We start from the raw sequence: 20,560 nt of genomic DNA, 5'->3' as shown, positions 1-20,560 counted from the left end.
TCCTAATCGGTAACCGCGTCTCGAAAAACTGCTTTATGTTGTTTCTCCTAGCACAAACCAATCGCACCGCCAGCCGCGCACGATACTTGGGCGACATCAATAAAAAGCCGACCATTGCGCGACGGCAACCAACCTACATCAGCACAATATCGTACTGCTCCTGACTCAAATTCGACTCCACCTGCAGCGACACCGGCTTCCCAATAAAATCAATCAGCATCGCCAGATGCTGCGACTCTTCCTCGAGAAACAGATCGATCACCTGCTGCGACGCCACCACGCGGAACTCGCGCGGATTGAACTGGCGCGACTCACGCAGAATCTCGCGCAGCACGTCGTAACACACCGTACGCGGCGTCTTGACCTGCCCCTTCCCCTGGCAAACCGGACAAGGCTCACACAACACATGCGCGAGAGATTCACGCGTACGCTTGCGCGTCATCTCGACAAGCCCGAGCTGCGAGAACCCATTCACCGTCACACGCGTGCGATCGCGCGACAACGCCTTCTTCAATTCGCCCAGCACCTGATCACGATGCTCGACATTCTCCATATCGATGAAGTCGATGATGATCACGCCACCCAGATTGCGCAGACGTAATTGCCGCGCAATGGTGTGCGCGGCTTCGAGGTTGGTCTTGAATATCGTATCGTCGAAGTTGCGCGCGCCGACATAGCCGCCGGTGTTCACGTCGATGGTCGTCATCGCTTCAGTCTGGTCGATCACGAGATAACCGCCTGACTTCAGATCCACCCGGCGCGACAACGCGCGCTGGATTTCCGCCTCGATGTTGTACAGATCGAAGAGCGGCCGCTCGCCGGTGTAGTGGTGCAGCTTCGACGACACCGCCGGTGTGAACTCGGCCGCGAAATCGGCCAGCATCTGATACGTCTCGCGCGAGTCCACCTGAATGCGCGACGATTCGTCGTTGACGAAATCGCGCAGCACGCGTTGCGCGAGATTCAGATCCTGATACAGCAGGCTCGTCGGCGGCATGCGCTGCCCTTGAGACAGAATCGTCGCCCACGTCTTGCGAAGATACGCGACGTCGCCGGCCAGCTCTTCGCTGGTCGCATCTTCCGCGATGGTGCGCACGATGTAGCCGCCTTTCTCGTCGGCGGGCAGCACGGCGGTCAGACGCGCACGCACGGCTTCACGTTCGGCTTCGCTCTCGATCTTCTGCGAAATGCCGATATGCGGCTCCTGCGGCAGATACACGAGCGTGCGCCCGGCAATGCTCACTTGCGTGGACAGGCGCGCGCCCTTGGTGCCGATCGGATCCTTCACGACCTGCACCATCAGCGTCTGCCCTTCGAAGACGATTTTCTCGATCGGTTGATGCGGCGTCTGATGCTGCGGTTCGCCGGCGATGCGCGGATGCCAGATGTCGGCGACGTGAAGGAACGCGGCGCGTTCGAGACCGATGTCGATGAAGGCGGATTGCATGCCCGGCAACACGCGTACGACCTTGCCGAGATAGACGTTGCCGACGCGGCCACGCGACAGAGTTCGCTCGACGTGAAGTTCCTGGACGGCGCCTTGTTGGACCAGCGCGACGCGCGTTTCCTGCGGCGTGACATTGATCAGGATTTCTTCATTCATGGTGTTATTTTAGAAGTCGATGCGCGCTGCACGCAGGAGGGCAGCACATTCAAAAAGCGGCAAACCCATGATACCTGAATAGGACCCGTCGATATGCTCGATAAACTCCGCGGCGCGCCCCTGCACACCATACGCGCCCGCCTTGCCGAGCGGCTCGCCGCTCGCCGCATAGCGGCGAATCGCGTCTGCGTGCAGTGCAGCAAAACGCACCTTCGACACGGATAGCGCGGCCGGCAGCAATGCGCCCTCGGCATCGACAACGGCCACGGCCGTCAGCACTTCGTGGTCGCGGCCGGCGAGGCGCTTGAGCATCGCGACGGCGTCGTCGGCATCGACGGGCTTGCCGAGAATCGCGTCGTCGATCGTGACGGTTGTATCCGCAACCAGAATCGGCCGCGCCGCATGGCCGCCGGCCACGAGGCGCGCGCGTGCCGCATGCGCCTTGGCGACGCACACCCGCTGCACATAGTCGTGCGCGCGCTCGCCGGGCAGCTCGGCTTCGAGCGCTTCCGCGTCTTCATCGGGACGCGGCAGCAGCAGTTCGAAACGCACGCCGAGCTGTTGCAACAGCTCCTGGCGGCGCGGACTCTGCGAAGCGAGATAGACGAACGGATGCAGCGAAGCGGCGGACGTGGACATGAACAGGTCTCGATGAAGCGGATTGTATGAGGGTTCGGCGAGCGTGCCGGTCGAGCGTCGATCAGCGTGTCGTGAACGCTATCGCCGCGCGCACAAAAACACGTGCGTCGACATGCGATTCACTCAGCGCAGGCAATGCGGCGGAAAGCGCCCGGAAAGCGCGCGCGGCAACACGCGACAAAGCCGCGTGCTACACACGCCGCCTCGTTCGCTCACACGCGATGATAGGGGTGATTTTGCGTGATGGTCCACGCGCGGTAAAGCTGTTCGGCAAGCAGCACGCGGACCATCGCGTGCGGCAAAGTCAAGCTGGAGACGCGCAGCAGCATATCGGCGCGCGCTTTCAGATCGGGATCGAGCCCGTCGGCACCGCCGATCAGGAACGCCACGTCGCGGCCGTCCTGCTGCCAGCCGGGCAGGGCGCCGGCGAGCTGCATGGTGGTCCAGTCCTTGCCGCGTTCGTCGAGCGCGACGATCCGCGCGTTCTTCGGCAACGCGGCTTCGATCTTGAGCCGCTCGGCGGCCATCACGCTTTCCGCCGGCCGTCCCGACGAACGCTGCTCGGGTTTGATTTCGCGCAGTTCGATGCGCAGCTCGGGCGGCATGCGCTTCGCGTATTCGTCGAAGCCTGTGGCGATCCAGTCCGGCATCTTGTGGCCGACGGCGAGGATATGCAGTTTCATGACGAAGAGAATCGCGGACGATTACCGTAAGCCGGCCAAAGCCCGCTTACTTGCGGCGTACGGCCGTCTTGCGCGCGGGCTTCTTCACGGCCGGCGCTGCTTCGTCTTCGTCCTCGTCTTCATCGGGCTCACTCGAGCGCGCGCCACCGAACGGGTCCGGCGTGGACAGCTTGATGCGCACCGGCTTGTCGCCCCAGATTTCTTCGAGGTTGTAGTACTGGCGCAGGGCCGGCTGCAGGATGTGCACGATGGCGTCGCCGCAATCCACCAGCACCCATTCGCCGATGTCCTCGCCCTCGGTGCTGATGATGTCGCCGCCGGCCTCCTTGACGCTCTCGCGCACGCTCGAAGCGAGCGCCTTGGTTTGCCGGTTCGAGGTGCCGCTCGCGACGATCACGCGATCGAACAGCGCGGTCAGGTGGCTGGTGTTGAACACCTTGATGTCTTGCGCCTTGACGTCTTCGAGAGCGTCGACGATCACGCGTTGCAGTTTGCGAATATCCATGAGGTTACCGGTGGTACAGATGATGTTGAAGAATATAGTCCCACACCGCGGTGGGGACATGGCTCGCCGCCTGGTCTTGCTGTTCGCCGCCCGCGAGGGCAAGCCGCCGGTTCACCTGCTCGCGCAGATGCGCGCGAATGTCGGTGGCCGAAACGTTGAACGCAAGCGTCGTATCGATCAGCAAGTGGCCGCAGGGCGTGGCTTGCAGAACGTCGGCGCGGGCACGGCGCGCGTCGATTTCTTGAGCGACCGCCGGCGGAATCGACGCGAGGTCGAAACCGGGCCGGGTGGCCGCGCAGATATGGGCGAACTCGAACAGGCGCCGCCAGTCGCGCCATGTGTCGAGATGCACCAGTTGATCCGCGCCGATCAGGAGCGCAATCGAGGCGTCCTCACCTTCGCGTTCACGCCAGCGTTGCAGCGTGTCGAGCGTGTAAGTCGGGCCTTCGTGATCGATTTCGTCAGTCGCGACACGCACGGTCGCGCCCGGCAGCACCAGTTCGCTCGCCGCCGCGCGCGTCATGGCAAGGCGATGCACGGCCGGCGAAACGTCCGATTTTTGCCAGGGCTGGCCGGCCGGCAGCAGCACGAGTTCGGTCAGTTTCAGCACATGCGCGAAACGCCGCGCGAGCGCGAGGTGGCCGTCGTGGATCGGATCGAAAGTGCCGCCGAGCAGTCCGATCCGGCGAGGCAGGGCAACAGGATGAGCGTTCGGCTTCAGGTGAAGATCCTTTGTCGTGACGATTCGAGTGATGCGCGGGCGCGGCCCGTCACAGCCACTCGCGCGGCACGAGAAAATCGCTATAAAGACGCGCTTCCGGCGTGCCCGGTTCGGGCTGCCAGTTGTAGCGCCAGTTCACCACAGGCGGCATCGACATCAGGATCGATTCGGTGCGTCCGCCGCTCTGCAGCCCAAACAGTGTGCCACGGTCGAAGACCAGATTGAACTCGACGTAGCGCCCGCGCCGGTAAGCCTGGAAATCGCGCTCGGCTTGACCGTACGGAATGTTGCGGCGCTTTTCGATGATCGGCAGGTACGCTTTGAGGAACGCGTCGCCGACACTCTTGAGCATCGCGAACGATTGGTCGAAGCCCGGCGCCGAGAAATCGTCGAAGAAAATCCCGCCGATGCCGCGCGCTTCGTTGCGGTGCTTGAGGAAGAAATATTCGTCGCACCAGCGCTTGAAACTCGGGTACAGGTCCTCGCCATAAGGCAGCAGCGCGTCGCGGCAGGTGCGGTGGAAATGCTGCGCGTCTTCCTCGTAGCCGTAGTACGGCGTGAGGTCCATGCCGCCGCCGAACCAGAACACCGGCTCTTCGCCGGCCTTGGTCGCGATCAGCAGACGCACGTTCATATGCACGGTCGGACAGTGCGGATTGTGCGGGTGCAGCACGAGCGACACGCCCATCGCTTCGAAACCCCGCCCGGCCAGTTGCGGCCGCGCCGCGCTCGCCGAACCCGGCAAGGCGTCGCCCGCGACATCCGAGAAACCGATGCCGGCCCGCTCGAAAAAATTGCCGCCTTCCAGAATCCGCGTGCAGCCGCCGCCGCGCAGCTTCTCGCCGGGGACGCGCTGCCATGCGTCGGTTGCGAACGGCGTGCCGTCGAACGCGCCGAGCGTGTCCGCGATATGCGTTTGCAGGCCTTGCAGCCAGCTGCGCACGGCCTGTGCGTCGTAGCTCGAATCGGTCATGAATGCAGATGCTGAGGGCGGCACGCTCGTCGTGCCGCGGGTTCTTCGTGAAGGGCGACGGCCGGGCCCGCGTCAGGGTGGAACCTGCGAAGGCGCGGCCATTCAGTTTTTCGCGCCGGGCGGGATACTGCCGCCCTGGTCAGGCCACGTCGGGCCTGCATCGGCCCATATCGGCCCACATGCTGCGGTGCGCGCGGTGACCGGGGTCAAAAACCGGCCGAAAACCCGCAGTGTAGCGCCGTTGGCGCCGCACGCGGGCGAGTGGGGTCATGGCTTAATGCTTGCCTTCGGTCTTGGCGTCGTGCTTGCGGTTCAACGCACGGTAGCCGATGTCGCGACGATACTGCATGCCGTCGAACGAGATCTGGTTGATCGTTTCGTACGCGACCGACTGCGCGCTGCGCACCGAATCCGCCAGACCGACCACGCACAGCACGCGGCCGCCCGAGGTGGTCAGCTTGCCGTCCGCCAACGTGGTGCCGGCGTGAAACGTGACCGAATCCGCGGTTTCAGCCGGAATGTCGTTGATGCGGTCGCCCTTGCGCGGCGTGTCCGGATAGTTGTACGCGGCGAGCACGACACCGAGCGCGGTGCGGCGATCCCACTCCAGTTCCACCGTGTCGAGCGTACCGGCGATGGCCTGCTCGACCACCTTCGAATAGTCGCCCTTCAGACGCGCCATGATCGGCTGCGTTTCCGGGTCGCCCATGCGGCAGTTGAATTCGAGCGTTTTCGGGTTGCCTTGCGCGTCGATCATCAGACCAGCGTACAGGAAGCCGGTGTAGCGGATGCCTTCCTTCTCCATGCCGCGCACCGTCGGCAGGATGATTTCGCGCATCACGCGGGCATGCAGTTGCGGCGTGACGATCGGCGCGGGCGAATAGGCGCCCATGCCGCCCGTGTTCGGCCCCTGGTCGCTGTCGAGCAGGCGCTTGTGATCCTGGCTCGAAGCGAGCGGCAGCACATGCTTGCCGTCGACCATCACGATGAAGCTCGCTTCCTCGCCGGCGAGGAATTCCTCGATCACGACACGCGCGCCGGCATCGCCGAGCTTGTTGTCCGACAGCATCATGTCGACCGCGGCGTGAGCTTCTTCCAGCGTTTGCGCGACCACCACGCCCTTGCCCGCGGCGAGGCCGTCGGCCTTGATGACGATCGGCGCGCCCTTGGCGTCGAGATACGCGTGCGCGGCGGCGACGTCGGCGAAGGTTTCGTATTCGGCCGTCGGGATCGCGTGGCGCTTCATGAACGCCTTGGCGAAGTCTTTCGAGCTTTCGAGCTGAGCGGCTTCTTTGGTCGGCCCGAAAATCTTCAGGCCGCGCGAGCGGAACAGATTGACGATGCCGGCCGCCAGCGGCGCTTCCGGCCCGACCAGCGTGAAGGCGATCTGTTCTCTTTCGACGAAATCGGCGAGCGCAGCCGGCTCGGTGATGTCGACGTTGCGCAGACGCTCGTCCTGGGCGGTGCCGCCGTTGCCAGGAGCCACGTAGACGAGCTGAACCCGCGGCGATTGCGCGAGCTTCCATGCGAGCGCATGTTCGCGACCGCCGGAACCGACGACGAGTAACTTCATGTGAATCCCCGAGACTTAAAAACCATAAACGGCTGACGCAGCACGCTCAGCCGTGGAATAACAACGAGGTCGCATTGGGCCCGCAGCCGGTGGTGGCGCAGGGCATAGTGCGAACCCGGGTGGAAGCGCGGTGCAAAACCACACGCACGTCCGCTCAGCAACGACGCGAGGGTCAACCGGCAGAGGGTGGCGCGGCTCGACACGAGCCCGCGCGCCACGCGCCGCCGGGGCGCGCTCATTCGTCGGCGATCGCGGCGTTTGTATAGACTTCCTGCACGTCGTCCAGATTCTCCAGCGCGTCGAGCAGCTTCTGCATTTTCACCGCGTCGTCGCCGGTGAACTCGACTTCCGTCTGAGGTTTCATCGTCACCTCGGCCAGCTCGGCCTTGAAGCCCGCGGCTTCCAGCGCGGACTTCACCTTCGGGAAATCGTTCGGCGGGCACAGCACTTCGATACTGCCGTCTTCGTTCGTGACGACGTCGTCGGCGCCGGCTTCGAGCGCGGCTTCCATCAGCTTGTCTTCCGGCGTGCCGGGCGCGAACAGGAACTGGCCGACGTGATCGAACATGAAGGACACCGAGCCGTCCGTGCCCATGTTGCCGCCGTTCTTCGAGAACGCGTGACGCACTTCCGCCACCGTACGCGTGCGGTTGTCGGTCATGGTGTCGACGATCACCGCCGCGCCGCCGATGCCGTAGCCTTCGTAGCGGATTTCTTCGTAGCTTGCGCCATCAACACCGCCCACGCCACGCTGGATCGCGCGGTTGACGTTATCTTTCGGCATGTTGGCGTCGTACGCCTTTTCGACGGCGAGCCGCAGGCGCGGGTTCGAGTCGATGTCGCCGCCGCCCATGCGAGCCGCGACCTGGATTTCCTTGATGAGCCGCGTCCAGACCTTGCCGCGCTTGGCGTCGGCCGCTGCTTTCTTATGCTTGATGTTGGCCCATTTCGAATGACCCGCCATACCTTTCTCCATCGCGCGCGCCAGTGGGGCGCACGCATTGTGCAATTGTCGTTGCGATGCCGGGCGCTTGCGCGTGTTTGCGTGTTTTGCGCCTCGATGTCAAACCGTCCGCTGCCTGACTGTCCGGCTCAACCGTTCGTGGCTACCGCCTGTGACTAGCCCTCCGCAACCAGGCCTTTCAAGCCTGATCACGCCCAACCGGGCCCGGCTAGCGGGCCCGCGGGTTGGCAGCGCGATTGGGACGGGGCGGTGCGGCTGGCACGCGGCAAACGCCGCGCCGGCCTGCCAGGCCCCGCGAAAGGCGCGGTGCGCCAGGCGGTGGTGCGAGTTGAGCCGCTCTTTGAGCGGATTCGAATTTTATCACGCCGCAGGGGTGCGGCAGAGGGCGAGATAGTGGCAAACGCTGCGAAAAGTGCGCAACAGCGGCGTCTGATGCTCGCCGTCACGCAGTTTTCAGGCCGCTTTCAATTTTTCGTGCCGAACAGGCGGTCGCCGGCGTCGCCGAGACCCGGCACGATGTACGCGTGCTCGTTCAGATGCGAATCGAGCGAGGCGACATACAGCTTGACGTCCGGATGGGCGTCCTGAAACACCTGCACGCCTTCGGGCGCGGCGACCAGCGCGAGGAACAGGATGTTCTCGCCGGCCACGTTGCGGCGCTTGAGCACGTCGACCGCGTGCACGGCGGAGTAGCCGGTCGCGACCATCGGATCGCACAGAATGAACACGCGGTCTTCGAGGTCGGGCAGGCGCACCAGATATTCGACCGGCCGATGGTCCTCGGCGCGATACACGCCGATGTGGCCCACCCGCGCCGACGGCACCAGCTCCAGCAGGCCGTCCGACATGCCGATGCCGGCCCGCAGCACCGGCACGATCGCCAGCTTCTTGCCGGCGATCACCGGCGCGTCGATCTCGACGAGCGGCGTGGTCAGGCGGCGCGTGGTCATGGGCAGATTGCGGGTGATTTCGTAGCCCATCAGCAACGTGATTTCGCGCAGCAGTTCGCGGAACGTGCGAGTCGAGGTATCCCGGTCGCGCATATGCGACAGCTTGTGCTGGATCAGCGGGTGATCGAGGATGAAGAGATTGGGAAAACGGCTGTCCTGGGTCATGGCGGGTGCGCACGGGGCGGCTAGAGGGATCGGTTCGGCGCGCCGCACGGCCGGTGATCCGGCTGGCTGGCGGACGCGCCACGGCGCAAGTTTACCGAAAGAGTGCCGCCCGAAGATACCGGAGATTGCAGCGGCCCGGCGCAGTCCGGCACCGATTCTTCTAGAATCGGGGAAACTTTGCCGCGAGAGGGCATCCGGAGCTGTCGCTTCGCGCCAGACGCGCAGGCGCAGAAAACTTGGGACGGCCCGGCGTTTCTCACGAGGCACACTTTCACGAGGAGAACACTGATGGACATGGGAATCGCAGGACGCACCGCGCTGGTCTGCGCGGCCAGCAAGGGTTTGGGGCGCGGCTGCGCGGAAGCGCTTGCCGCTGAAGGCGTCAACTTGACGATCGTCGCGCGCACTGCCGAGACGCTGGAGGCGACCGCGGCGGAGATTCGCAAGCAAAGCGGCGTGGAAGTGAAGACGGTGGCCTGCGACATCACCACGCCGGAAGGCCGCGCCGCGGCGCTCGCCGCCTGTCCGCAGCCGGACATTCTGGTCAACAACGCGGGCGGCCCGCCGCCGGGCGACTTCCGCAACTTCACGCATGACGACTGGATCCGCGCGCTCGAGAGCAACATGCTCACGCCGATCGAGCTGATTCGCGCGACCATCGATTCGATGAGCGCGAACGGTTATGGGCGCATCGTCAACATCACGAGTTCGGCGGTGAAGGCGCCGATCGACGTGCTCGGTTTGTCCAATGGCGCGCGCTCCGGGCTGACCGGCTTCGTCGCGGGACTCGCGCGCAAGGTCGCGCCCACCGGCGTGACCATCAACAACCTGCTGCCGGGTCTGTTCGACACCGACCGCATCGGCGTCACGTTCGAGGCGCAAGCCAAGGCGCAAAACATTTCCGTCGACGAGGCGCGCGCGCAGCGCACGAAGACGATCCCCACCGGCCGCTTCGGCACCCGCGAGGAATTCGGCGCCGCCTGCGCCTTCCTGTGCAGCGTGCATGCCGGCTATATCACCGGGCAGAACTTGCTCATCGACGGCGGCGCCTATCCGGGCACGTTCTGAACGGCCCGCATTCAAGCATCACTACAACAACGACAATCACAACGGTTTCAGGAGTCTTACGTCATGACCACCCGTATCGCGCTGATCGCGCACGATCATAAAAAAGACGACATCGTCAAACTGGCCGGCGAATACGTCGACACGCTGCGCCGCTGCGACATCGTGGCGACCGGCACGACCGGCGGGCGTATCGCCGACGCGCACGGGCTCTCGGTCGAACGCATGTTGTCCGGCCCGCACGGCGGCGACCTGCAGATCGGCGCGCAACTCGCGGAAGGACGCGTGGACATGGTGATCTTTCTGCGCGACCCGATGACGCCTCAGCCGCACGAGCCGGACATCAACGCGCTGGTGCGCGCGTGCGACGTGCACAACATTCCGTGCGCGACCAACATTTCGACGGCGCGCATGGTGCTCGACTCGCTGACCTTGCGTCTCACGCAACAGATTTGAGCTCGCACTCTCGACCCGATCAAGCGACACCCAACCTCAAGGAGACATGATGGTCAAAGCAATCCGATTCGATAAAACCGGCGGCCCCGAAGTGATGAAGTGGGTCGACGTCGAAGTCGGTGAGCCGGGCGCGGGCGAGATCCGTGTCCGGCAGACGGCGGTCGGGCTGAACTATATCGACGTGTACTTCCGCAAGGGTCTGTATCCGTTGCCGTTGCCGGGCGGTCTCGGCATGGAGGCGGCCGGCGAAGTGACGGCGCTCGGTTCGGGCGTAACCGGTCTGAAGGTGGGCGATCGCATCGCCTACGTGGGGCGTCCGCCCGGTGCGTACGCGCAGGAGCGCGTGCTGCCGGCCGCGCAGGTCGTGAAGGTGCCCGACGCCCTGAGCGACGAGCAGGCCGCCTCGGTGATGCTGCAAGGCCTGACCGCGCAATATCTGCTGCGCCGCACGTATCCCGTGAAAGCCGGCGACACGATCCTGATTCAGGCCGCGGCGGGCGGCGTGGGTCTGCTGGTGTGCCAGTGGGCGAAGGCGCTCGGCGTGACGGTGATCGGCACGGTCGGCTCGGATGAAAAAGCGGAGATCGCCACGGCGCACGGCTGCGATCACGCGATCGTCTACACGCGCGAGAACTTCACCAAGCGCGTGCGCGAGATTACCAACGGCGCGGGCGTGCCGGTGGTGTACGACTCGATCGGTAAAGACACGTTTACGGCCTCGCTCGATTGCCTCGCGCCGCTCGGCATGTTCGTGAGCTTCGGCAATGCGTCGGGGCCGTTGCCGCCGATCGATTCGTCGGAATTCGCCGGACGCGGTTCGCTGTTCTTCACGCGCCCGACCCTCTTCACTTATATAGCCAAACGCAGCGACTACGAGGCGATGTCCACCGAACTGTTCGACGTGCTGGTGTCGGGCAAGGTCAAGACGAGCATCAATCAGCGTTATGCGCTCTCGGATGTCGGCCGCGCGCACGCGGACCTCGAAGGGCGCCGCACGACGGGCTCGACGGTGCTGCTGCCGTAACGTCCATGACATGAGCGCGACGGCAGCCGTCGTATAAAAACCGCGCTCATTCGAGCTCGCGCCAGGGCCGGAGCCGAACCGGCGCGGCATGCCGCAAAACCACGCCCAGCCGGCACAAGGCCGTTCCATCGCAGGATGGAGCGGCCTTGTCCGTTTACGCGATTTTTATATACGCCCCCCCATCTTTGACCAGCCCTTTACACGGATCGGCATAACGTTGCGGCTATCCAAAGTCCGTGAATGGAGACCAAAAATGGATGTGCTGTATGTCGGGGGGCTGGTGCTGTTTTCCGCGCTGACCTTCGCGTTGATTATTGGCTGCGAGAAGTTGATGCAGTTTCGCCGTGGGCAGGGAGCGCGCTCATGAACTGGATTCTCTGGTTGTCCGGCGCCGCGACCGCGTTGCTGTTTGTGTACCTGGTCTATGCGCTGTTGCGCGCGGAGGACATTGAATGAACTCGAACAATGTCCTGCAAGCGGGCCTCTTCATCGTCGTGCTGCTGGCAGCCGCGGTGCCGATGTCCCGCTATCTGAGCGCCGTGATGGACGGCAGCTCGCGCGTGGTCCGCTTCGGCGGTCCCGTCGAACGTTTCCTGTATCGCATCGCGGGCGTCGATTCGTCGACGGAAATGAGCTGGAAGCACTACGCAATCGCCACGATCGCGTTCAACGTGCTCGGCGTGGCGTTCCTCTATGTGTTGTTGCGCGTGCAAGGCTGGCTGCCGGCCAACCCGCAGCAGTTCGGCCCGATGACGGTCGACGGCGCGTTCAACACGGCCGTCAGTTTCGTGACCAACACGAACTGGCAGGATTACACGCCTGAACAAACCGTCGGCTATCTGACGCAGATGCTCGGCTTCACCGTCCAGAACTTCTTCTCGGCTGCCACCGGCATCGTGGTGGTGATCGCGCTGATTCGCGGCTTCGCGCGCCATACCGCGCAAACCATCGGCAACTTCTGGGTCGACTTGACCCGCGTCACGCTCTACGTGTTGCTGCCCATGTCGGCGATCCTCGCAGCGCTGCTGATGAGCCAGGGCGTGATCCAGAACTTCAAGTCGTATCAGGACGTGCCGACGCTGCAGACCACGACCTATGCCGCGCCGAAACTCGACGCGCAAGGCAATCCGGTGAAGGACGCCAAGGGCAACCCGGTGACCGTCGATACGCCGGTGAAAACGCAAACCCTCGCGATGGGCCCGGTTGCTTCGCAGGAAGCGATCAAGATGCTCGGCACCAATGGTGGCGGCTTCTTTAACGGCAACTCGGCGCATCCGTATGAAAACCCGACCCCGTTCTCGAACTTCCTGCAGTTGCTCTCGATCCTGATCATCCCCGCGGCGCTGGCGCTGGTGTTCGGCCGCATGATCGCCGACCGCAAGCAGGGCGTGGCCGTGCTCGCCACCATGACGATCGCGTTTGCGGTCTGCGTGTTCGGCGAGATCAGCTCGGAGCAGGGCGGCAATCCGGCCATCGCCGCATTGCATGTCGACCAGTCGGCCAATGCGCTGCAGTCGGGCGGCAATGCGGAAGGCAAGGAAACGCGCTTCGGCATCGCGCAGTCGGGCATCTTCACGGTTGCGACCACCGCGGCTTCGTGCGGCGCGGTTGCCAACACGCATGACTCGCTGACGCCGATCGGCGGCCTCTATCCGATGCTGCTGATGCAACTCGGTGAAGTGATCTTCGGCGGCGTGGGTTCCGGTATGTACGGGATGCTCGTGTTCGCGATGCTGGCCGTGTTCGTGGCGGGCCTGATGATCGGCCGCACGCCGGAATACGTCGGCAAGAAGATCGAAGCGTACGAGATGAAGATGGTGTCGATCGTCGTGCTGCTCACGCCGCTGCTGGTGCTGGTCGGCGCGTCGATCGCGGTATTGAGCGACGCGGGCAAGGCCGGCATTCTCAACCCCGGCGCGCACGGTTTCTCCGAAATCCTCTACGCGTTCAGCTCGGCGGCCAATAACAACGGCAGCGCGTTCGCGGGTCTCACGGTGAGCACGCCGTTCTACAACTGGCTCACGGCGATCGCGATGTGGTTCGGCCGCTTCGGCACGATCATTCCGGTGCTCGCGATTGCCGGCTCGCTGGCCGCGAAAAAGCGCATCGGCGTGACGGGCGGCACGCTGCCCACGCACGGCCCGCTGTTCGTCGTGCTGTTGCTCGGCACGGTGCTGCTGGTCGGCGCGCTGACTTATGTGCCTGCGCTCGCGCTCGGTCCTGGTGTCGAACATCTGATCATGATGGGCGCGCATTGAGGCGACCCTTGCGATCCAACGACTGAACAGGCGCAAACGGGAAATTCGAGGATTCAATGACTGAACATAATGCAACCCGGTCCATGTTCGACCCGGCGCTAGTGCGCCCGGCGATCGTGGACTCCTTCAAGAAGCTCACGCCACGCACGCAGTTCCGCAATCCGGTGATGTTCTGCGTGTACGTGGGTAGCATTCTCACGACCATTCTCTGGATCGCCGCGCTCGGCGGCCAGGCCGAGGCGCCCGCGGGCTTCATTCTCGCGGTCACCTTGTGGCTGTGGTTCACGGTGCTGTTCGCCAACTTCGCGGAAGCGCTTGCCGAAGGCCGTTCGAAGGCCCAGGCGGCGTCGCTGCGCAGCGCGAAGAAAGACGTGATGGCCAAGAAGCTCAACGAGCCGCATCCGAAGTCGCCGATCCGCATTCTGACGGCTTCCGATCTGCGCAAGGGCGACGTCGTGCTGGTCGAAACCGGCGACGTGATCCCGGCGGACGGCGAAGTGATCGACGGCGTCGCGTCGGTCGACGAATCGGCGATCACGGGCGAATCCGCGCCGGTGATCCGCGAGTCGGGCGGCGACTTTTCGTCGGTGACGGGCGGCACGCGCGTGCTGTCGGACTGGATCGTCGTGCGCGTCACGGCGAATCCGGGCGAGGCGTTCCTCGACCGCATGATCGCGATGGTGGAAGGCGCGAAGCGTCAGAAAACGCCGAATGAAATCGCGCTGACGATTCTGCTGGTCGCGTTGACGATCGTGATGCTGTTGGCCACCGCCACGCTGCTGCCGTTCTCGATGTTTTCGGTGGAAGCCGCGAAGGCCGGCCACGTGGTGGCGATCACCGCGTTGGTCGCGCTGCTGGTGTGTCTGATTCCGACCACCATCGGTGGTTTGTTGTCGGCGATCGGCGTGGCCGGCATGAGCCGCATGATGCAGGCGAACGTGATCGCCACATCGGGCCGCGCGGTCGAAGCGGCCGGCGACGTCGACGTGCTGTTGCTCGACAAGACCGGCACCATCACGCTCGGCAATCGCCAGGCCTCGCAATTCGTGCCGGCGCCGGGTGTGACGGAAGAAGCGCTCGCGGATGCCGCGCAACTGTCGTCGCTCGCCGACGAAACGCCGGAAGGCCGCAGCATCGTCGTACTGGCGAAGCAGCGCTTCAACATCCGCCAACGCGATATGGCCTCGTTGCATGCCACGTTCCTCGCGTTCACCGCGCAAACGCGCATGAGCGGCGTGGATTTGCCGGGCCGTGAAATCCGCAAGGGCGCGGCCGATGCGGTCAAGAACTATGTCGAAGCCAACGGCGGCCGTTTCCCCAACGAAGTCAGCAACGCCGTGGCCGAAGTCGCACGGCGCGGCAGCACGCCGCTGGTGGTCGCCGAGAAAGGCGAGCAGGGCGCGCGCGTGCTCGGCGTGATCGAGTTGAAGGACGTGGTGAAGGGCGGCATCAAGGAACGTTTCGCCGAACTGCGCAAGATGGGTATCAAGACCATCATGGTGACGGGCGATAACCGCCTGACTGCGGCGGCGATTGCCGCGGAAGCCGGCGTCGACGATTTCCTCGCCGAAGCCACGCCGGAAGCGAAGCTCGCCACGATCCGCGCGCACCAGGCCGAAGGCCGCCTCGTCGCGATGACCGGCGACGGCACCAACGATGCCCCGGCGCTCGCGCAGGCCGACGTCGCGGTGGCGATGAACACCGGCACGCAGGCCGCGAAGGAAGCGGGCAACATGGTCGACCTCGATTCGAATCCGACCAAGCTGATCGAGATCGTCGAGATCGGCAAGCAGATGCTGATGACGCGCGGTTCGCTCACCACGTTCTCGATTGCCAACGACGTCGCCAAGTACTTCGCGATCATTCCGGCTGCATTCGCCACGACCTATCCGGCGCTGAATGCGCTGAACGTGATGCACCTGGCCACGCCGGCCTCGGCCATCATGTCGGCGGTGATTTTCAACGCGCTGATCATCGTGCTGCTGATCCCGCTGGCGCTCAAGGGCGTGCGCTATCGCGCGCTGGGCGCGGCGATCCTGCTGCGCCGCAATCTGCTGATCTATGGTTTGGGCGGGATCATCGTGCCGTTTATCGGCATCAAGCTGATCGATATGGTGCTGGCCGCGTTCGGTTGGGTCTAAGCGCTAGTTCAAGAGGAATTATTCATCATGAAAAATCTGTTCCGTCCGTTGATCGTGATCTTCGCGGTGCTCACCGCCGTCACCGGACTTGCCTATCCCGCGGTGATGACTGCCGTCGGTCAGGCGGCCTTCAACGATCAGGCCAACGGCAGCATCCTCGAGCAGGACGGCAAGGTGGTCGGTTCGAAGCTGATCGGCCAGCAGTTCGATGCGCCGCAATACTTCTGGGGCCGCCTGTCGGCCACCAGCCCGATGCCGTACAACGCGCAGGGTTCGAGCGGTTCGAATCTCGGCCCGACCAACCCGGCGCTGCTCGACGAAATCAAAGGCCGTATCGACGCGCTGAAGGCAGCCGGAACGGATATGTCGAAGCCGGTGCCGGTCGATCTGGTGACGTCGTCGGGCAGCGGTCTCGATCCCGAGATCAGCCCGGCGGCTGCGGCTTATCAGATCGAGCGCGTCGCCAAGGCACGCAAGCTCGCTGCGAACGACGTGCAGGCGCTGGTGGATCGCTATACGAGCGGCCGTCAGTTCGGCATTCTGGGTGAGCCGCGTGTGAACGTGCTGGAACTGAATCTGGCGCTGGACGAGATGAAGCACGGTTGATCGACGAAACGCGGCAGCGCTTCGCTTCGCAAAGGCGGCGTCCGCGCGACTCCGCCTTTGCCTTTTGACGGCGCAACGCCATGTACGGTGACCGCGGTGTACGGTGGCCGCTATTTGCGGCCGGGCCGCCGCCGTGCCACCATGCATACACCGCCGCTCGCCCAACGATGAAAACCATTGAGCATGAACCGCCCCGATCCCGATGAGTTGCTCGACAAGCTGCAACGCGACGAAGAAAAACGTCAGCGAGGCAGGCTGAAGATTTTTTTCGGCGCGTCGGCGGGCGTCGGCAAAACCTATGCGATGTTGCAGGCCGCGCGCCGGCGTCACGATGAAGGTGCGGACGTGGTGGTCGGCATCGCCGAAACGCATGGCCGCACTGAAACCGCGGCATTGCTCGACGGTCTCGACGTGCTGCCGCTCGCGCATATCGAATATCGCGGCCGCAAGCTCGGCGAGTTCGATCTCGACGCCGCGCTCGCCCGCAAGCCGCAGCTGATTCTAGTCGACGAACTCGCGCACTCGAACGTGCAGGGCGCGCGGCATCTGAAGCGCTGGCAGGACGTGTATGAACTGCTCGACGCGGGCATCGACGTCTATACGACGGTCAACGTCCAGCACCTCGAAAGCCTGAACGACGTGGTCGGCCAGATCACCGGCATTCGCGTCTGGGAGACGGTGCCGGATCGCGTGTTCGATCGCGCCGACGAAGTCACGCTGGTCGACTTGCCCGCCGAGGAACTGCTCGACCGGATGCGCGACGGCAAGGTGTACATGCCGCAGCAGGCCGAGCGCGCGGTGCGCAACTTCTTTCGCAAAGGCAATCTGATCGCGCTGCGCGAGCTGGCGCTGCGCCGCACCGCGGATCGCGTCGATGCGCAGATGCGTGAATATCGCGCCGACCGTTCGATCCAGCGTATCTGGCAGGCGCGCGAGCGCTTGCTGGTGTGCGTCGGCCCCGGCCCGGAAGCACCGATGCTGGTGCGCGCGGCGGCGCGTCTCGCCGCCAGCCTGAAGGCCGACTGGATTGCGGTCTATGTCGAGACGCCGGCGCTGCAGCGTTTGCCGGACGCGCGCCGCGAACGCACGCTGAACGCGTTGAAACTCGCCGCCGAACTCGGCGCCGAAACTGCCACGCTGGCGGCCGCCGACGCGGCCGTCGCGTTGATCGGCTACGCGCAGGCGCGCAACGTATCGAAGCTGGTGGCCGGCGCTTCGGCGCGCACGGGCGTGAAGCGCTGGCTGCGCCGGCCGCTCGGCGAACGTATCGCCGAGAAAACGGCCGATCTCGATCTCACGCTGATTCGCGCCTCGTCCGACCGCGACGGCGGCGAGCATCGCCATCTGTTGAACACCACCGCGAACGCATGGCGCGAGGCGCTGAGCGCGGCGCGCGAACGCCGCTCGCCGCCGCGCGCCTACGGCTTCGCGCTGTTGATCTGCGCGGCCATTACGCTGCTGTCGAGCCAGTTGATCGACCATATCGATCTGACCAATCTCGTCATGCTGTACCTGCTCGGCGTGATCTTCGCCGCGGTGAGGCTGGGACGCGGACCCGGCGTGGTGCTGTCGTTCATGAGCGTCGCCGCGTTCGATTTCTTCTTCGTGCCGCCGCGCATGTCGCTGTCGGTCTCCGACACGCAGTATCTGTTGACCTTCCTGGGCATGCTGCTGACCTCGCTGGTGATCAGCCATCTGACTTCGAGCCTGCGCCGCGAGGCGAGCGTGGCGCGCCGCCGCGAGCAGCGCACCGGCGCGATGTACGCCATGGCGCGCGAACTGGCCGCGGCGTTGACCACGGAACAGATCGTCGGCATCGGCAGCCGTCATGTGAGCGAGGTGTTCGGTGCGCGCGTCGCGATTCTGTTGCCGGACAGCGTCGATCAGGTGAAGCAGAAGATCGAGGATCCCGACGCGGCGATCACGCTCGAAGGCGAGATGCTCGATAGCGACGTGGGCCAATGGGTCTACGATCAGCAGAAGCCGGCCGGCCACGGCACCGACACGCTGCCGGCCGCCGCCGCGCTCTACCTGCCGCTCAAGGCGCCGATGCGCACGCGCGGCGTGCTCGCGGTGGTGATGCGCGACGAGGGCGAGCTCGACGTGCCCGAGCAGCAGCGCATGCTCGACGCGTTCGCCGCGCAGATCGCGCTTGCGCTGGAACGGGTGCATTACGTCGACATCGCGCGCGATGCGCTCGTCAACATGGAGTCGGAGCGTCTGCGCAACTCGCTGTTGTCGGCGATCTCGCACGATCTGCGCACGCCGTTGACGACCATCGTCGGCTTCTCGTCGATGCTGGCGCAAGCGCCCGAGGCGCAGCCCAACAGCGAGCTGGTCGAAGCGATTCACGAGGAAGCGCTGCGCATGACCGGCATCGTCACGAATCTGCTCGACATGGCGCGCTTGCAGGCAGGCAGTCTGCAACTGAACCAGCAATGGACGCTGCTCGAAGAGACGGTGGGCGCCGCGCTGCGCGCGTGCAAACGCGTGCTGGCGAATCATCCGGTGCAGGTGAAACTGCCCGCCGATCTGCCGCTCTTGCACCTCGACGCCGTGTTGATGGAGCGCCTCTTCTCCAATCTGTTCGAAAACGCCGCCAAATATACGGCGCCGGCCACGCCGCTGACGATCGGCGCGCAGCGTCTCGACGCGGACGGCAAGTCGTTCGTGCGCGTGACCGTCGACGATAGCGGCCCGGGCCTGCCCGCGGGCATGGAAGCGCGCGTGTTCGAGAAATTCACGCGCGGCGAGAAGGAGTCGGCCAAGCCGGGCATCGGCCTGGGGCTCGCAATCTGCCGCGCGATCGTGGAAGCGCACGGCGGTACAATCGGCGCGCTCAATCGCGTGTCGGCGGACGGCCGTGTCGAAGGCGCGCGCTTCTGGTTCACGCTGCCGGTGGAGACGCCGCCCGACGCACCGGATTCCATGGAAGACGAGGGCGCCGATTCCTTGACTCACGTCGATACCGGCAGCGATTCAACTCTTAACCCGCTTTCCAAGCCTAGCCATGAGTGACCCCAGCATCACCGTCGTCCTGATCGAAGACGAAAAGCAGATTCGCCGCTTTGTGCGAACGGCGCTGGAAGGCGAGGGCATCGTCGTGCACGATGCCGAAACCGGCAAGCAGGGTCTCGTCGAAGCCGCGACGCGCAAGCCCGATCTGGTGATCGTCGATCTCGGCCTGCCCGACACCGACGGACTCGACGTCATTCGCGAACTGCGCGGCTGGAGCGAGCTGCCGGTGATCGTGTTGTCGGCGCGCACCCAGGAAAGCGAAAAAGTCGCCGCGCTCGATGCCGGCGCGGACGATTACCTCACCAAGCCGTTCGGCGTGTCCGAACTGCTGGCGCGGATCCGCGCGCATATGCGGCGGCGCAATCAAGGCGGCGCCAACGAATCGCCACAGGTGCGCTTCGGCACGGTGACAGTGGATCTGGCCCTGCGGCAGGTGAGCCGCGACGGCGCTGTCGTTCATTTGACGCCGATCGAATACCGGCTGCTCGCCACGCTGGTGCGCCATGCCGGCCGCGTGCTGACGCACCGCCAGTTGCTGCGCGACGTGTGGGGGCCGTCGCATGTCGAGAGCCATCACTACCTGCGCATCTATATGGCGCATCTGCGCGGCAAGCTGGAGCGCGACCCGGCGCAGCCGGAGCACATCATTACGGAAACGGGTGTCGGATACCGGCTGGTGGGCGCGGTTTGAGGCTGTGTGGCTAATTTGCGACGGCGCGGCGCGCTTGCTTGCGGCGGCCCGCTGCCGACGGCGCCTGAACGGCTTTGGTATAATTACAGTTCGTAAGGACGACCTTGCGGTTTCACAAACGGGGACGGCCCCATCTGACCATGGAGCTGTCTCATGTCCTGGATTCTTCTGTTGATTGCCGGTTTGCTCGAAGTCGCGTGGGCGGCCGGTCTCAAAACCTCCGAAGGTTTTACCCGGCTCTGGCCGTCCGTGTTCACGGTGGTGACTGCGCTTGGCAGCTTTGTGCTGCTCGCCATGGCCATGCGCCAATTGCCGCTCGGCACGGCGTACGCGGTGTGGACCGGGATCGGCGCGGTCGGCGCGTTCATCTTCGGGATCGTGATGATGGGCGAGGCCTTGACCGTCGCGCGGGTCGCCAGCGCGGCGCTGATCGTGGTCGGACTGATCGGATTGAAGCTATCTTCCGGGCATTGAGCCCCGCATTGCATGCCGCTGCCGGGCCCATTCGCCGAGTCCGCCGATGCC

General features: G+C 64.6%; 20 protein-coding genes. 11 read left to right on the top strand and 9 right to left on the bottom strand.

The window, feature by feature from the left end; genetic code table 11:
* Window positions 1-133: 133 nt before the first annotated feature.
* From rng to upp, 9 genes are all read right to left on the bottom strand, one after another.
* The gene (rng, locus tag P0D96_RS22310; RefSeq protein ID WP_012432329.1) at window positions 134-1,603 is read right to left on the bottom strand and encodes a ribonuclease G; all 1,470 of its coding nucleotides are present in this window, start codon (window positions 1,601-1,603) and stop codon (window positions 134-136) included.
* Window positions 1,604-1,612: 9 nt separating this feature from the next.
* The gene (locus P0D96_RS22305; RefSeq protein WP_408315311.1) at window positions 1,613-2,242 is read right to left on the bottom strand and encodes a Maf family protein; all 630 of its coding nucleotides are present in this window, start codon (window positions 2,240-2,242) and stop codon (window positions 1,613-1,615) included.
* A gap of 212 nt (window positions 2,243-2,454) precedes the next feature.
* Window positions 2,455-2,925: a 23S rRNA (pseudouridine(1915)-N(3))-methyltransferase RlmH gene (gene rlmH, locus P0D96_RS22300; RefSeq protein ID WP_091795971.1), complete on the bottom strand. Its 471-nt coding sequence runs from the start codon at window positions 2,923-2,925 to the stop codon at window positions 2,455-2,457.
* 46 nt (window positions 2,926-2,971) lie between these two features.
* Window positions 2,972-3,430 carry a ribosome silencing factor gene (rsfS, locus tag P0D96_RS22295; protein WP_132375298.1) on the bottom strand — a complete coding sequence of 153 codons (459 nt, stop codon included), beginning with the start codon at window positions 3,428-3,430 and terminating at the stop codon, window positions 2,972-2,974.
* Window positions 3,431-3,434: 4 nt separating this feature from the next.
* Window positions 3,435-4,184, bottom strand: coding sequence for a nicotinate-nucleotide adenylyltransferase (locus tag P0D96_RS22290; protein WP_408315380.1), 750 nt, complete (start codon window positions 4,182-4,184; stop codon window positions 3,435-3,437).
* Between the two features lie 16 nt (window positions 4,185-4,200).
* Window positions 4,201-5,124 (bottom strand): oxygen-dependent coproporphyrinogen oxidase, encoded by a 924-nt coding sequence (gene hemF / locus P0D96_RS22285; RefSeq protein WP_408178027.1) that lies wholly within the window; start codon window positions 5,122-5,124, stop codon window positions 4,201-4,203.
* 274 nt (window positions 5,125-5,398) lie between these two features.
* A complete protein-coding gene (gene purD, locus P0D96_RS22280) occupies window positions 5,399-6,697 on the bottom strand; it encodes a phosphoribosylamine--glycine ligase (RefSeq protein ID WP_132375294.1) in 1,299 nt (432 codons plus the stop codon).
* 235 nt (window positions 6,698-6,932) lie between these two features.
* On the bottom strand, window positions 6,933-7,661 hold the full coding sequence (locus tag P0D96_RS22275; protein ID WP_408178029.1) for a YebC/PmpR family DNA-binding transcriptional regulator: 729 nt from the start codon (window positions 7,659-7,661) through the stop codon (window positions 6,933-6,935).
* A 464-nt stretch (window positions 7,662-8,125) separates the two neighbouring features.
* A complete protein-coding gene (gene upp, locus P0D96_RS22270) occupies window positions 8,126-8,776 on the bottom strand; it encodes a uracil phosphoribosyltransferase (protein WP_011487457.1) in 651 nt (216 codons plus the stop codon).
* 288 nt (window positions 8,777-9,064) lie between these two features.
* On the opposite strand from upp, the gene P0D96_RS22265 reads away from it, so the two are divergent.
* The 11 genes from P0D96_RS22265 (at window position 9,065) to sugE (ending at window position 20,509) form a co-directional block, all read left to right on the top strand.
* Window positions 9,065-9,844 carry an SDR family oxidoreductase gene (locus tag P0D96_RS22265; protein WP_132376945.1) on the top strand — a complete coding sequence of 260 codons (780 nt, stop codon included), beginning with the start codon at window positions 9,065-9,067 and terminating at the stop codon, window positions 9,842-9,844.
* A gap of 63 nt (window positions 9,845-9,907) precedes the next feature.
* Window positions 9,908-10,297, top strand: a complete 390-nt coding sequence (locus P0D96_RS22260; RefSeq protein WP_132375292.1) for a methylglyoxal synthase — start codon at window positions 9,908-9,910, stop codon at window positions 10,295-10,297.
* Window positions 10,298-10,346: 49 nt separating this feature from the next.
* Window positions 10,347-11,321: a quinone oxidoreductase family protein gene (locus P0D96_RS22255; RefSeq protein ID WP_132375291.1), complete on the top strand. Its 975-nt coding sequence runs from the start codon at window positions 10,347-10,349 to the stop codon at window positions 11,319-11,321.
* Window positions 11,322-11,574: 253 nt separating this feature from the next.
* On the top strand, window positions 11,575-11,688 hold the full coding sequence (locus P0D96_RS22250) for a potassium ABC transporter ATPase (RefSeq protein ID WP_132375289.1): 114 nt from the start codon (window positions 11,575-11,577) through the stop codon (window positions 11,686-11,688).
* Window positions 11,685-11,777: a K(+)-transporting ATPase subunit F gene (gene kdpF / locus P0D96_RS22245; protein WP_011487462.1), complete on the top strand. Its 93-nt coding sequence runs from the start codon at window positions 11,685-11,687 to the stop codon at window positions 11,775-11,777. Before P0D96_RS22250 ends, kdpF begins: the two co-directional genes overlap by 4 nt.
* The gene (gene kdpA / locus P0D96_RS22240; RefSeq protein WP_408315308.1) at window positions 11,774-13,579 is read left to right on the top strand and encodes a potassium-transporting ATPase subunit KdpA; all 1,806 of its coding nucleotides are present in this window, start codon (window positions 11,774-11,776) and stop codon (window positions 13,577-13,579) included. The genes kdpF and kdpA overlap by 4 nt, the downstream gene beginning before the upstream one ends.
* A 56-nt stretch (window positions 13,580-13,635) precedes the next feature.
* Window positions 13,636-15,720, top strand: coding sequence for a potassium-transporting ATPase subunit KdpB (gene kdpB, locus P0D96_RS22235; protein ID WP_132375286.1), 2,085 nt, complete (start codon window positions 13,636-13,638; stop codon window positions 15,718-15,720).
* Window positions 15,721-15,747: 27 nt separating this feature from the next.
* Window positions 15,748-16,326 (top strand): potassium-transporting ATPase subunit KdpC, encoded by a 579-nt coding sequence (kdpC, locus tag P0D96_RS22230; protein WP_132375285.1) that lies wholly within the window; start codon window positions 15,748-15,750, stop codon window positions 16,324-16,326.
* Window positions 16,327-16,509: 183 nt separating this feature from the next.
* Window positions 16,510-19,344, top strand: coding sequence for a DUF4118 domain-containing protein (locus tag P0D96_RS22225; protein ID WP_408315305.1), 2,835 nt, complete (start codon window positions 16,510-16,512; stop codon window positions 19,342-19,344).
* Window positions 19,337-20,035 (top strand): two-component system response regulator KdpE, encoded by a 699-nt coding sequence (kdpE, locus tag P0D96_RS22220; protein ID WP_132375283.1) that lies wholly within the window; start codon window positions 19,337-19,339, stop codon window positions 20,033-20,035. The genes P0D96_RS22225 and kdpE overlap by 8 nt, the downstream gene beginning before the upstream one ends.
* A 153-nt stretch (window positions 20,036-20,188) precedes the next feature.
* Window positions 20,189-20,509 carry a quaternary ammonium compound efflux SMR transporter SugE gene (gene sugE, locus P0D96_RS22215; protein ID WP_132375282.1) on the top strand — a complete coding sequence of 107 codons (321 nt, stop codon included), beginning with the start codon at window positions 20,189-20,191 and terminating at the stop codon, window positions 20,507-20,509.
* Window positions 20,510-20,560: the final 51 nt, after the last annotated feature.

It is taken from the genome of Paraburkholderia sp. RL17-347-BIC-D, from assembly GCF_046027915.1.
Classification (GTDB): domain Bacteria; phylum Pseudomonadota; class Gammaproteobacteria; order Burkholderiales; family Burkholderiaceae; genus Paraburkholderia.
Note: the sequence above shows the minus strand (reverse complement) of the source record. Positions and strands in the feature narration are given on the sequence as shown.

Coding starts and splice junctions, on each gene's coding strand:
- rng (WP_012432329.1), bottom strand. CDS start 1,603: ATGAATGAAGAAATCCTGATCAATGTCACGCCGCAGGAAACGCGCGTC.
- P0D96_RS22305 (WP_408315311.1), bottom strand. CDS start 2,242: ATGTCCACGTCCGCCGCTTCGCTGCATCCGTTCGTCTATCTCGCTTCG.
- rlmH (WP_091795971.1), bottom strand. CDS start 2,925: ATGAAACTGCATATCCTCGCCGTCGGCCACAAGATGCCGGACTGGATC.
- rsfS (WP_132375298.1), bottom strand. CDS start 3,430: ATGGATATTCGCAAACTGCAACGCGTGATCGTCGACGCTCTCGAAGAC.
- hemF (WP_408178027.1), bottom strand. CDS start 5,124: ATGACCGATTCGAGCTACGACGCACAGGCCGTGCGCAGCTGGCTGCAA.
- purD (WP_132375294.1), bottom strand. CDS start 6,697: ATGAAGTTACTCGTCGTCGGTTCCGGCGGTCGCGAACATGCGCTCGCA.
- P0D96_RS22275 (WP_408178029.1), bottom strand. CDS start 7,661: ATGGCGGGTCATTCGAAATGGGCCAACATCAAGCATAAGAAAGCAGCG.
- upp (WP_011487457.1), bottom strand. CDS start 8,776: ATGACCCAGGACAGCCGTTTTCCCAATCTCTTCATCCTCGATCACCCG.
- P0D96_RS22265 (WP_132376945.1), top strand. CDS start 9,065: ATGGACATGGGAATCGCAGGACGCACCGCGCTGGTCTGCGCGGCCAGC.
- P0D96_RS22260 (WP_132375292.1), top strand. CDS start 9,908: ATGACCACCCGTATCGCGCTGATCGCGCACGATCATAAAAAAGACGAC.
- P0D96_RS22255 (WP_132375291.1), top strand. CDS start 10,347: ATGGTCAAAGCAATCCGATTCGATAAAACCGGCGGCCCCGAAGTGATG.
- P0D96_RS22250 (WP_132375289.1), top strand. CDS start 11,575: ATGGATGTGCTGTATGTCGGGGGGCTGGTGCTGTTTTCCGCGCTGACC.
- kdpF (WP_011487462.1), top strand. CDS start 11,685: ATGAACTGGATTCTCTGGTTGTCCGGCGCCGCGACCGCGTTGCTGTTT.
- kdpA (WP_408315308.1), top strand. CDS start 11,774: ATGAACTCGAACAATGTCCTGCAAGCGGGCCTCTTCATCGTCGTGCTG.
- kdpB (WP_132375286.1), top strand. CDS start 13,636: ATGACTGAACATAATGCAACCCGGTCCATGTTCGACCCGGCGCTAGTG.
- kdpC (WP_132375285.1), top strand. CDS start 15,748: ATGAAAAATCTGTTCCGTCCGTTGATCGTGATCTTCGCGGTGCTCACC.
- P0D96_RS22225 (WP_408315305.1), top strand. CDS start 16,510: ATGAACCGCCCCGATCCCGATGAGTTGCTCGACAAGCTGCAACGCGAC.
- kdpE (WP_132375283.1), top strand. CDS start 19,337: ATGAGTGACCCCAGCATCACCGTCGTCCTGATCGAAGACGAAAAGCAG.
- sugE (WP_132375282.1), top strand. CDS start 20,189: ATGTCCTGGATTCTTCTGTTGATTGCCGGTTTGCTCGAAGTCGCGTGG.